Raw genomic sequence first — 11,385 nt, forward strand, 5'->3', positions numbered from 1 at the left:
TTGTGTTTTCATGGAAAAGACTAAGCTGACTGCGCCGTCCGCGGTGCCGCGCCATGTCGCGATCATCATGGATGGTAACAATCGCTGGGCGAAAAAACGCTTTATGCCAGGTGTCGCTGGGCATAAAGCGGGTGTGGATGCGGTGCGTGCTGTCATTGAAGTCTGCGTCGAGGCCGGGGTCGAAGTGCTGACCCTGTTCGCCTTCTCAAGCGAGAACTGGCAACGTCCGGTCGATGAGGTCAGCGCTTTGATGGATCTGTTCTTCAAGGCGCTGCGTCGTGAGGCCAAGCGCCTCAACGACAACAACATCAGCCTGCGTATCATTGGTGACCGCTCGCGTTTTCATCCCGAGCTGCAGGCTGCTATGCGTGAAGCCGAAGCCATGACGGTTGGTGCCAATCGTTTTGTCCTGCAGATCGCCGCCAATTACGGCGGTCAGTGGGATATCGCGCAAGCTGCGCAGCGCCTGGCGCGAGAAGTTCAGGCCGGACACTTGCGTCCGGAAGACATCACGCCTGATCTGCTGCAGACCTGCCTGGTCACAGGCGACCTGCCGTTGCCGGACCTGTGTATCCGGACCGGTGGCGAGCACCGCATCAGTAACTTCCTGCTCTGGCAGCTCGCCTATGCCGAGTTGTATTTTTCCGACCTGTTCTGGCCGGACTTCAAACACGATGCCATGCGCAATGCGCTGGCCGATTTCGCTTCCCGCCAGCGCCGCTTCGGTAAAACGAGCGAGCAGGTCGAGGCTGGAGCCCGGGTTTAATGCTTAAACAACGAATCATCACCGCACTGATTCTGCTGCCGATTGCCTTGTGCGGATTTTTCCTGCTTGAAGGTTCCGGTTTTGCGCTGTTCATTGGGCTGGTCGTAACCCTTGGCGCCTGGGAATGGGCGCGTCTGGCGGGTTTCGCAGGTCAGGCGTTCCGCGTCGGCTATGCCGCTGTGGTTGCATTGATGCTGTTCGTCATGTACATCCTGCCTGGTCTCGCGCCTTGGATATTGGGCGCTTCGGTGTTGTGGTGGGCGGTGGCGACGTATCTGGTGCTGACCTATCCGCGTTCGAGCGAACATTGGTCCAATGCGGCGACCAAATTGGTGATCGGCCTGTTGATTCTCCTGCCGGCCTGGCAAGGTCTGGTGCAGATCAAGCAATACCCCCTGGGTAACTGGCTGATCATGGCAGTGATGGTGTTGGTCTGGGGTGCCGATATTGGCGCCTACTTCTCCGGTCGTGCTTTCGGCAAGCGCAAGCTCGCACCCCTGGTCAGTCCGGGTAAAAGCTGGGAAGGCGTGTACGGTGGTCTTGCGCTGAGTCTGGTAATTACCACGCTCGTTGCTCTGGTGCGCGATTGGACGGTGGCCGAGCTGTTCAAGGGGCTGATCTGTGCTGCGCTGATCGTATTCATTTCGGTGGTGGGTGATCTCACTGAAAGCATGTTCAAGCGCCAGTCCGGCATCAAGGACAGCAGCAATCTGCTCCCGGGTCACGGCGGCGTGCTGGATCGTATCGACAGCCTGACGGCAGCGATTCCGGTGTTTGCCGTGCTGTTGTGGATGGCGGCCCCATGAGCCGCCCACAACAGATTACCGTTCTGGGTGCGACCGGCTCGATTGGCCTGAGTACGCTCGACGTCATCGCTCGCCATCCGGATCGTTATCAGGTCTTTGCCTTGAGTGGCTTCACTCGCTTGAGCGAATTGCTGGCGCTCTGCGTGCGCCATGTGCCGCGATTTGCTGTAGTGCCTGAGATCGCTGCTGCACGCACCTTGCAGGATGATTTGCGCGCGGCGGGTCTCGCGACCCGTGTTCTGGTGGGCGAGGAAGGTTTGTGTCAGGTCGCTTCCGATCCGGAAGTCGATACGGTCATGGCGGCCATCGTCGGTGCAGCGGGATTGCGTCCGACACTGGCGGCGGTCGAGGCTGGCAAAAAGATTCTCCTGGCCAACAAGGAAGCGCTGGTGATGTCCGGCGCGCTGTTCATGCAGGCGGTGCGCAAGAGCGGGTCGGTGTTGCTGCCGATCGATAGCGAGCACAACGCGATTTTTCAGTGCATGCCGCACGATTATGCCCGTGGCCTTGAGGCTGTCGGCGTACGGCGGATTTTACTGACGGCTTCCGGCGGTCCGTTCCGCCAGACGCCAATGGCTGAACTGGCACATGTATCACCTGACCAGGCCTGTGCGCATCCGAACTGGTCCATGGGGCGGAAAATCTCCGTTGACTCGGCCAGTATGATGAACAAGGGGCTTGAGCTGATCGAAGCCTGCTGGCTGTTCGATGCCAGGCCATCCCAGGTCGAAGTGGTGATTCACCCGCAAAGTGTGATCCATTCGCTGGTCGACTATGTCGATGGTTCTGTCCTGGCGCAGCTGGGTAATCCGGACATGCGCACGCCTATCGCCAATGCCCTGGCCTGGCCGGAGCGGATTGACTCGGGTGTGGCGCCGCTGGATCTGTTTGCCATTGCCCGGCTGGATTTCCAGGCGCCCGATGAAGAGCGTTTCCCTTGTCTGCGTCTGGCTCGTCAGGCGGCCGAGGCGGGTAACAGCGCGCCGGCAATGCTCAATGCGGCGAACGAAGTGGCGGTGGCGGCATTTCTCGACGAACGGGTTCGTTACCTGGAAATCGCGAGTATCATCGAGGAAGTACTGAGTCTGGAGCCCGTAGTGGCGGTGGATGATCTCGAGGCAGTGTTCACGGCAGACGCGAAGGCGCGATTGCTGGCCGGACAATGGTTGAGCCGTCACGGGCGCTAAATGCTGCGGATAGTTGACCCAGGCAGCAGCGGATAGGAATGCGGAGAAAGTAGATGAGCGCGCTCTATATGATTGTCGGCACCCTGGTTGCTCTGGGTGTGCTGGTTACCTTCCACGAGTTCGGCCATTTTTGGGTCGCGCGTCGCTGTGGGGTCAAGGTGCTGCGCTTCTCCGTGGGCTTCGGCATGCCTTTGCTGCGCTGGCACGACAAGCAGGGCACCGAGTTTGTCGTTGCGGCCATCCCGTTGGGCGGCTACGTGAAAATGCTCGACGAGCGCGAAGGTGAAGTACCGCTCGATCAGCTTGATCAATCCTTCAATCGCAAATCCGTTCGTCAGCGCATTGCCATCGTGGCGGCGGGGCCGATTGCCAACTTCCTGCTGGCATTGGTGTTCTTCTGGGCATTGGCAATGCTCGGCAGCGAACAGGTGCGCCCGGTCATCGGCGCTGTCGAGTCCGGCAGTATCGCGGCCAAGGCGGGTTTGAGCCCCGGCCAGGAAATCGTCGCCATTGATGGCGAGGCGACTTCCGGCTGGGCGGCAGTGAATCTGCAACTGGTTCGTCGTCTGGGCGAAAGCGGTTCGTTGCAGATAATGGTTCGCGAGCAAGGCTCCACTGCTGATACTCCTCGTGAACTTGCGCTGGACAAATGGCTCAAAGGGGCTGATGAGCCCGACCCGATTCATTCGTTGGGAATTCGCCCGTGGCGTCCAGCATTGCCGCCGGTCCTGGCTGAACTCGATCCGAAGGGACCGGCCCAGGCTGCCGGCCTGAAGACCGGTGACCGGTTACTGGCGCTCGATGGTCGTACGCTGGATGACTGGCAGCAGGTTGTCGATACCGTGCGTATGCATCCTGATACCAAAATCATGCTGCGGGTTGAGCGTGACGGTGCTCAAATCGACGTTCCGGTTACGCTTGCCGCTCGGGGCGAGAGCAAGTCATCCAGCGGCTATTTGGGGGCGGGGGTGAAGGCTGTCGATTGGCCGCCGGAGATGATCCGCGAGGTCAGTTACGGGCCGTTGGCAGCGATTGGCGAGGGGGCTCGGCGTACCTGGACCATGAGCGTGCTGACCCTCGATTCACTGAAGAAAATGTTGTTCGGCGAGCTCTCGGTAAAAAACTTGAGTGGACCGATAACCATTGCTAAAGTGGCGGGCGCTTCGGCCCAGTCGGGTGTCGCTGATTTCCTGAATTTCCTTGCTTATCTGAGTATTAGCCTGGGGGTTCTGAATTTGCTGCCCATTCCTGTGCTGGATGGGGGGCATTTGTTGTTTTATCTGATCGAGTGGGCGCGTGGTCGCCCCTTGTCGGATCGGGTGCAAGGTTGGGGGATACAGATCGGTATCAGTTTGGTGATCGGAGTGATGTTGCTTGCTCTGGTCAATGATCTGGGTCGTCTGTAACGTCGCTGAATTGCGAATCTGCCGCATTTTGCGGCAGTTTGTTTATTGCCAGTTGGAATAAGAAAGGACTTCATGAAACGTCTGCTGCTAACTGCGGTTCTCACCGTATTGATGATCGCCGAAGTTCACGCCGAGTCCTTCACTATCTCTGATATTCGCGTCAATGGCCTCCAGCGGGTCTCCGCGGGTAGCGTCTTTGGTGCTTTGCCGTTGAACGTCGGTGAACAGGCGGATGATCGTCGCCTGGTGGAATCCACTCGTGCGTTGTTCAAAACCGGTTTCTTTCAAGATATCCAGCTGGGCCGCGATGGCAACGTCCTGGTCATCACGGTAGTCGAGCGCCCGTCTGTTGCCAGTATCGAGATCGAAGGTAACAAGGCGATCTCTACCGAAGACCTGATGAAAGGTCTCAAGCAATCCGGTCTGGCCGAAGGCGAGATCTTCCAGCGTGCCACCCTTGAAGGTGTGCGTAACGAACTGCAGCGCCAGTACGTCGCCCAGGGTCGCTACTCGGCTACCGTCGACACCGAAGTGGTGCCGCAGCCGCGTAACCGCGTTGGCCTGAAGGTCAACATCAACGAAGGTACCGTTGCCGCTATTCAGCACATCAACGTGGTGGGCAACACGGTTTTCCCCGATGAAGACCTGATCGACCTTTTCGAACTCAAAACCACCAACTGGTTGTCGTTCTTCAAGAACGATGACAAGTACGCTCGTGAAAAACTGTCCGGTGACCTGGAACGCCTGCGTTCCTACTACCTGGACCGTGGCTATATCAACATGGATATCGCTTCGACCCAGGTTTCCATTACGCCGGACAAGAAACACGTCTACATCACCGTTAACGTCAACGAAGGCGAGAAATACACCGTTCGTGACGTCAAGCTCAGCGGCGACCTGAAAGTCCCTGAAGACCAGGTCAAGTCCCTGCTGCTGGTGCAAAAAGGCCAGGTGTTCTCGCGCAAGCTGATGACCACCACCTCCGAACTGATCACCCGTCGCCTGGGTAACGAAGGTTATACCTTCGCCAACGTCAACGGTGTGCCTCAACCGCACGATGAAGATCACACCGTAGACATCCTGTTCGCGGTCGATCCGGGCAAGCGTGCCTACGTGAACCGCATCAACTTCCGTGGCAACACCAAGTCCGAAGACGAAGTGCTGCGTCGTGAAATGCGTCAGATGGAAGGCGGCTGGGCTTCGACCTACCTGATCGACCAATCCAAGACCCGTCTGGAACGCCTTGGCTTCTTCAAGGAAGTCAACGTCGAGACCCCGGCCGTGCCGGGTGTGGATGACCAGGTTGACGTCAACTACAGCGTTGAAGAGCAAGCCTCCGGTTCGATTACTGCCAGCGTCGGTTTCGCCCAGAGTGCTGGTCTGATCCTCGGTGGTTCGATCACCCAGAACAACTTCCTGGGTACCGGTAACAAGGTCAGCGTCGGCTTGACCAAAAGTGAATACCAGACCCGCTATAACTTCGGTTATGTCGACCCCTACTGGACTGCTGATGGCGTGAGTCTGGGTTACAACGCCTTCTACCGCACCACTGACTATGACGATCTCGATGTCGACGTAGCGAGCTATGCCGTGGACAGCCTGGGTGCGGGCGCGAGTGTCGGCTACCCGATCAGCGAGACTTCGCGTCTGACCTTCGGCCTGACTGCACAGCAGGACAAGATCAAGACCGGCGTTTACACCGTCGACGAGATTTTCGACTTCGTTAACAAGGAAGGCGATCAGTACCTGAACTTCAAGGCTTCGGCCGGTTGGTCCGAGTCCACCCTGAACAAGGGCGTGCTCGCCACCCGTGGCCATTCCCAGAGCCTGGTGCTGGAGTCCACGATTCCAGGCAGCGACCTGTCGTTCTTCAAGCTCGACTACCGTGGCCAGCTGTTCCAGCCATTGTCCGAAAACTACACCATGCGCCTGCATACCGAGCTGGGCTATGGCGATGGTTACGGTTCGACCGACGGCTTGCCTTTCTATGAAAACTACTATGCTGGTGGTTTCAACTCGGTCCGTGGTTTCAAGGACAGCACGCTAGGTCCTCGTAGTACGCCAAGTACCGCCAAGAACCCAGGCACATTGGTCGACCCGGACCAGGATCCACTGCCGTTCGGTGGTAACGTCCTGATTCAGGGCGGTGTGGAAGTGCTCTTCCCTCTGCCGTTCGTCAAGGATCAACGCTCCCTGCGTACCTCGGTATTCTGGGATGTGGGTAACGTGTTCGATTCATCGTGCTCGGATACCACAAACGCTGATGGCACGAAGTCCAACACCAAATGCAACGACATTAGCCTGAGCAATATGGCCAGTTCTGTTGGTGTAGGTGTGACGTGGGTCACCGCACTGGGGCCTCTGAGTTTCGCATTGGCCATGCCGGTCAAGAAACCGGATGACGCTGAGACTCAAGTGTTCCAATTTTCCCTCGGCCAGACGTTCTAAGCGTCTGACCCAAGATAACGACAATGAATTTTGTAGGAGTGCATCGTGCGTAAGTTGACTCAATTGGTTCTCCTGGCCAGCGTACTGGTCGCTGGTCCGGCATTTGCCGACATGAAAATTGCAGTTCTGAACTATCAGATGGCTCTGCTGGAGTCCGACGCGGCCAAGAAATACGCCGTGGATGCCGAGAAAAAGTTCGGTCCTCAACTGACCAAACTCAAGACGCTGGAAACCAGCGCCAAGGGCATTCAGGACCGCCTGATGGCCGGTGGCGACAAAATGCAGCAGGGCGAACGTGAGCGTCTGGAGCTTGAATTCAAGCAAAAGGCCCGTGACTTCCAGTTCCAGTCCAAGGAACTGAATGAAGCCAAAGCCGTTGCCGACCGTGAAATGCTGAAGCAGCTCAAGCCGAAACTGGACAGCGCTGTGGAAGAAGTCATCAAGAAAGGTGCTTTTGACCTGGTCTTCGAGCGTGGCGCAGTGATTGATGTCAAGCCTCAGTACGACATCACTCGCCAGGTTATCGAGCGCATGAATCAGCTGAAGTAATCCATGACAGTGACCATTAAGCTCGGCCAGCTGGCCGAGTTCCTCGGCGCCACGCTACGTGGCGACCCCGAGAAAGCAATTACTGGGCTAGCCACCTTGCAGGAGGCTGGCCCAGCTCAGTTGAGCTTTCTCGCAAACCCCCAATACCGCAAGTACCTGGCAGGCAGTCAGGCAGCAGCCCTTTTGCTCAAGGCCGCTGACGCCGAAGGTCATAGCGGGGATGTGCTGTTGGTGCCGGATCCTTACGCGGCCTACGCGCGCGTTTCCCACCTGTTCGATCCCAAGCCCAAGGCCGCTGCCGGGATTCATCCGACGGCGGTGATCGCGTCGGATGCGGTTGTTGACCCGGCGGCGAGTATCGGTGCTTTTGTGGTGATCGAAAGCGGTGCGCAGGTGGCAGCCGGCACGACTGTCGGTGCGCACTGCTTCATCGGCGCTCGCAGTGTGGTGGGTGAGGGGGGCTGGCTCGCGCCGCGGGTGACCTTGTATCACGATGTTCGCGTCGGCAAACGGGTCGTCATTCAGTCTGGTGCGGTGCTCGGCGGCGAAGGCTTTGGCTTTGCCAATGAAAAGGGCATCTGGCAGAAAATCGCCCAGATCGGTGGTGTGTTGATCGGCGATGATGTGGAAATTGGCGTGAATACCGCTATTGACCGCGGTGCTTTGGCCGATACCATCATCGGCAACGGTGTGAAGCTCGATAACCAGATTCAGATTGCCCATAACGTTCAGGTGGGTGATCACACCGCCATGGCGGCCTGTGTCGGGATCTCCGGCAGTACCAAGATCGGCAAGCATTGCATGCTCGCCGGTGGCGTAGGCCTGGTGGGGCATATCGAAATCTGCGACAACGTTTTCCTCACCGGGATGACTATGGTGACCCACTCGATTACCGAGCCAGGCGCCTATTCTTCCGGTACGGCCATGCAGCCGGCAGCCGAGTGGCGCAAAAGCGCGGCACGCATTCGTCAGCTCGATGACATCGCGCGGCGTCTGCGTCAGCTGGAAAAGCAGGTAGGGGAAGTGACCCCTGACGGTAATGCTTCATCAGATGGCTGATACCATTTCCATATCAAGTGTGCACAGCCGCTAGACTGCCTCCTTGATTTGCTAGCGGAACGTGCGTCAGTCGCGCGCTCCCAATCTTTACATAGGCTTCCCCCCGAAATGATGGACATCAACGAGATTCGCGAATACCTGCCTCACCGTTACCCGTTCCTGCTGGTGGACCGGGTAGTGGAGCTGGATGTTGAAGGCAAGCGCATTCGCGCCTACAAGAATGTCAGCATCAACGAACCGTTTTTCAATGGTCACTTCCCTGCGCATCCAATCATGCCGGGCGTATTGATCATCGAAGCAATGGCTCAGGCTGCCGGGATCCTTGGTTTCAAAATGCTCGACGTGAAACCGGCCGACGGCACTCTTTATTACTTCGTCGGTTCCGACAAGCTGCGCTTCCGCCAGCCCGTTCTGCCGGGCGATCAGCTGATCCTTGAAGCCAAGTTCATCAGCTGCAAGCGTCAGATCTGGAAATTCGAATGCCAGGCTTCGGTCGATGGCAAGCCTGTCTGCTCCGCTGAAATCATCTGTGCGGAACGCAAGCTATGAGTTTGATTGACCCTCGTGCAATCATCGATCCGACAGCCGTTCTGGCTGACGGCGTCGAGGTCGGCCCGTGGTCGATCGTCGGCGCAGGTGTGGAAATCGGCGAGGGGACAGTCATCGGGCCGCACGTGATCCTCAAGGGCCCGACCCGAATCGGTAAGCACAATCGCATCTACCAGTTTTCCTCGGTGGGTGAAGACACACCTGACCTGAAGTACAAGGGCGAGGAAACCCGCCTGGTGATTGGTGATCACAACGTCATCCGTGAAGGCGTGACGATCCACCGTGGCACCATCCAGGACCGCTCGGAAACGACCCTGGGCGATCACAACCTGATCATGGCGTATGCCCACATCGGTCATGACAGCGTTATCGGCAACCACTGCATCCTGGTGAACAACACCGCCTTGGCGGGCCATGTGCATGTGGAAGACTGGGCAATCCTCTCCGGCTTTACCCTGGTTCACCAGTATTGCCACATCGGCGCCCACAGCTTCTCGGGCATGGGTACCGCGATCGGCAAGGATGTTCCTGCCTATGTCACGGTGTTTGGCAACCCTGCCGAAGCCCGTAGCATGAACTTCGAGGGCATGCGCCGTCGCGGTTTCAGCGAAGATGCAATCCACGCGCTGCGTCGTGCCTACAAGGTGGTTTATCGCCAGGGCCTGACCGTGGAGCAGGCGCTCGCCGAGCTGGCCGAGTCGTCGGCCCAGTATCCGGAAGTGGCGGTGTTCCGTGACTCCATCCAGTCTTCGACTCGCGGCATCACCCGCTAACCATGGCCAATCTGCGTATTGCGCTGGTAGCGGGTGAGGCTTCCGGTGACATTCTGGGTGCGGGTCTCATGCGCGCGCTCAAGGCTCGTCACCCGGCCATCGAATTCATTGGTGTTGGCGGTCCGCTGATGCAGGCCGAGGGCATGACGCCGTACTTCCCGATGGAGCGTCTGTCGGTGATGGGGCTGGTGGAAGTCCTGGGCCGTCTGCGCGAGTTGCTGGCACGGCGCAAAAAACTGGTCGCCGACCTGATCGCCGCGAAGCCCGATGTGTTCATCGGTATCGATGCACCGGACTTCAACCTCAATATCGAACTCAAACTGCGTCAGGCCGGGATCAAGACCGTGCATTACGTCAGCCCGTCGGTCTGGGCCTGGCGGCAGAAACGCGTGCTGAAGATTCGCGAAGGCTGCGACCTGATGCTCACGCTGTTCCCGTTCGAAGCCAGGTTCTATGAAGAGAAAGGCGTGCCGGTGCGGTTCGTCGGCCATACCCTGGCCGATGCCATTCCACTGGAAGCCGATCGCGCTGCGGCGCGGGCCGAACTCGGTTTGCCCGACGGGCCGCTGGTGGCGTTGATGCCTGGCAGCCGTGGCGGTGAAGTCGGCCGGCTCGGTGCGTTGTTTCTCGATACTGCGCAGCGCTTGCGGGCATTACGCCCGGGTGTGCGGTTTGTTGTTCCGTGCGCCAACCCGCAACGTCGCGCACAGCTTGAAGAACTGTTGGTCGGACGTGACCTGCCGCTGACCCTGCTCGATGGGCAGTCTCATCTGGCCCTGGCAGCGTGCGATGCGGTGTTGATTGCCTCCGGTACCGCGACGCTTGAAGCGTTGCTGTACAAGCGGCCGATGGTAGTCGCCTATCGCTTGGCGCCGCTGACGTTCTGGATTCTCAAGCGTATGGTCAAGAGCCCGTACGTTTCGTTGCCGAACTTGTTGGCCCAACGTCTGTTGGTGCCCGAGTTGTTGCAAGACGATGCCACGGTCGAAGCGCTGGCCCAGACCTTGTCACCGCTGATCGAGGGCGGGGAAGAGCAGACTCGTGGTTTTGACGAAATTCACCGGACCCTGCGTCTGGATGCCTCCAACCAGGCTGCGGACGCAGTGCTGAACTTGATTGGCCAAGACAAATGAGTAAAACAAGCATGCAGATGGGGCTGGATTTCACCTTGGTCGCGCAAGTCGAAGAGTTGGTTGCCGGCGTCGATGAAGTGGGTCGCGGCCCGCTCTGTGGCGCGGTGGTGACGGCGGCGGTGATTCTTGATCCGAACCGTCCGATTCTTGGTCTGAACGACTCGAAGAAGCTCACTGAAGCCCGCCGCGAAAAGCTCTACGACGAAATCTGCGAAAAAGCCCTGAGCTGGTGCATCGCTCGCGCCGAAGTCGAGGAAATCGACGAACTGAACATTCTGCACGCCACCATGCTGGCCATGCAGCGTGCGGTCGCTGGGCTGCACGTTCAGCCGAAACTGGCGATGATCGACGGTAACCGTTGCCCGAAGCTGCCGATGCCCTCCGAGGCCGTGGTCAAGGGCGATAGCAAGGTTCCCGCCATCGCTGCGGCGTCGATTCTGGCCAAGGTCAGTCGCGACCGGGAAATGGCCGCGTTCGAATTGATCTACCCGGGTTACGGCATCGGTGGGCACAAAGGCTACCCGACCCCCGTTCATCTGGAAGCGCTCGCCCGCCTTGGCCCGACGCCGATTCACCGGCGTTCGTTTGCCCCGGTGCGGCTGGCGTATGAGGCGCGGGAAGGTCTCATCGAGAGTTAGTCGCGAGGCTGATTTTTTTTGCCAAGGCCCGGTACAATCCGGGCCTTGTTGTCTTTACGTTCTTAGACAGG

General features: G+C 58.6%; 11 protein-coding genes. All 11 read left to right on the plus strand.

All coding sequences use genetic code 11. The features are described from left to right. Nucleotides 1-10: 10 nt before the first annotated feature. The 11 genes from uppS to rnhB all read left to right on the plus strand — a co-directional run bounded on the left by uppS (nucleotide 11) and on the right by rnhB (nucleotide 11,314). Nucleotides 11-766, plus strand: a complete 756-nt coding sequence (gene uppS, locus B0D71_RS08740; protein WP_103394424.1) for a polyprenyl diphosphate synthase — start codon at nucleotides 11-13, stop codon at nucleotides 764-766. Further along, nucleotides 766-1,572, plus strand: a complete 807-nt coding sequence (locus B0D71_RS08745) for a phosphatidate cytidylyltransferase (RefSeq protein WP_103394425.1) — start codon at nucleotides 766-768, stop codon at nucleotides 1,570-1,572. The genes uppS and B0D71_RS08745 overlap by 1 nt, the downstream gene beginning before the upstream one ends. Further along, nucleotides 1,569-2,759, plus strand: a complete 1,191-nt coding sequence (gene ispC, locus B0D71_RS08750; protein ID WP_103394426.1) for a 1-deoxy-D-xylulose-5-phosphate reductoisomerase — start codon at nucleotides 1,569-1,571, stop codon at nucleotides 2,757-2,759. Before B0D71_RS08745 ends, ispC begins: the two co-directional genes overlap by 4 nt. A 53-nt stretch (nucleotides 2,760-2,812) precedes the next feature. Further along, nucleotides 2,813-4,165: a sigma E protease regulator RseP gene (gene rseP, locus B0D71_RS08755; RefSeq protein WP_103394427.1), complete on the plus strand. Its 1,353-nt coding sequence runs from the start codon at nucleotides 2,813-2,815 to the stop codon at nucleotides 4,163-4,165. 72 nt (nucleotides 4,166-4,237) lie between these two features. Further along, a complete protein-coding gene (bamA, locus tag B0D71_RS08760; RefSeq protein WP_103394428.1) occupies nucleotides 4,238-6,613 on the plus strand; it encodes an outer membrane protein assembly factor BamA in 2,376 nt (791 codons plus the stop codon). Between the two features lie 45 nt (nucleotides 6,614-6,658). Next, nucleotides 6,659-7,162, plus strand: coding sequence for an OmpH/Skp family outer membrane protein (locus B0D71_RS08765; protein ID WP_015093768.1), 504 nt, complete (start codon nucleotides 6,659-6,661; stop codon nucleotides 7,160-7,162). Nucleotides 7,163-7,165: 3 nt separating this feature from the next. Beyond that, on the plus strand, nucleotides 7,166-8,221 hold the full coding sequence (lpxD, locus tag B0D71_RS08770; RefSeq protein WP_103394429.1) for a UDP-3-O-(3-hydroxymyristoyl)glucosamine N-acyltransferase: 1,056 nt from the start codon (nucleotides 7,166-7,168) through the stop codon (nucleotides 8,219-8,221). Between the two features lie 108 nt (nucleotides 8,222-8,329). Beyond that, a complete protein-coding gene (gene fabZ, locus B0D71_RS08775; RefSeq protein ID WP_007978374.1) occupies nucleotides 8,330-8,770 on the plus strand; it encodes a 3-hydroxyacyl-ACP dehydratase FabZ in 441 nt (146 codons plus the stop codon). Continuing rightward, a complete protein-coding gene (lpxA, locus tag B0D71_RS08780) occupies nucleotides 8,767-9,543 on the plus strand; it encodes an acyl-ACP--UDP-N-acetylglucosamine O-acyltransferase (RefSeq protein WP_103394430.1) in 777 nt (258 codons plus the stop codon). The genes fabZ and lpxA overlap by 4 nt, the downstream gene beginning before the upstream one ends. 2 nt (nucleotides 9,544-9,545) lie before the next feature. Beyond that, on the plus strand, nucleotides 9,546-10,676 hold the full coding sequence (gene lpxB / locus B0D71_RS08785) for a lipid-A-disaccharide synthase (protein ID WP_103394431.1): 1,131 nt from the start codon (nucleotides 9,546-9,548) through the stop codon (nucleotides 10,674-10,676). Between the two features lie 11 nt (nucleotides 10,677-10,687). Next, nucleotides 10,688-11,314, plus strand: coding sequence for a ribonuclease HII (rnhB, locus tag B0D71_RS08790; RefSeq protein ID WP_103394432.1), 627 nt, complete (start codon nucleotides 10,688-10,690; stop codon nucleotides 11,312-11,314). Nucleotides 11,315-11,385: the final 71 nt, after the last annotated feature.

This window comes from Pseudomonas laurylsulfativorans (assembly GCF_002906155.1).
Taxonomy (GTDB): domain Bacteria; phylum Pseudomonadota; class Gammaproteobacteria; order Pseudomonadales; family Pseudomonadaceae; genus Aquipseudomonas; species Aquipseudomonas laurylsulfativorans.

Bases quoted from the DNA above. Each gene is read 5' to 3' on its own strand.
- uppS (WP_103394424.1), top strand. From the start codon at position 11: ATGGAAAAGACTAAGCTGACTGCGCCGTCCGCGGTGCCGCGCCATGTC.
- B0D71_RS08745 (WP_103394425.1), top strand. From the start codon at position 766: ATGCTTAAACAACGAATCATCACCGCACTGATTCTGCTGCCGATTGCC.
- ispC (WP_103394426.1), top strand. From the start codon at position 1,569: ATGAGCCGCCCACAACAGATTACCGTTCTGGGTGCGACCGGCTCGATT.
- rseP (WP_103394427.1), top strand. From the start codon at position 2,813: ATGAGCGCGCTCTATATGATTGTCGGCACCCTGGTTGCTCTGGGTGTG.
- bamA (WP_103394428.1), top strand. From the start codon at position 4,238: ATGAAACGTCTGCTGCTAACTGCGGTTCTCACCGTATTGATGATCGCC.
- lpxD (WP_103394429.1), top strand. From the start codon at position 7,166: ATGACAGTGACCATTAAGCTCGGCCAGCTGGCCGAGTTCCTCGGCGCC.
- fabZ (WP_007978374.1), top strand. From the start codon at position 8,330: ATGATGGACATCAACGAGATTCGCGAATACCTGCCTCACCGTTACCCG.
- lpxA (WP_103394430.1), top strand. From the start codon at position 8,767: ATGAGTTTGATTGACCCTCGTGCAATCATCGATCCGACAGCCGTTCTG.
- lpxB (WP_103394431.1), top strand. From the start codon at position 9,546: ATGGCCAATCTGCGTATTGCGCTGGTAGCGGGTGAGGCTTCCGGTGAC.
- rnhB (WP_103394432.1), top strand. From the start codon at position 10,688: ATGCAGATGGGGCTGGATTTCACCTTGGTCGCGCAAGTCGAAGAGTTG.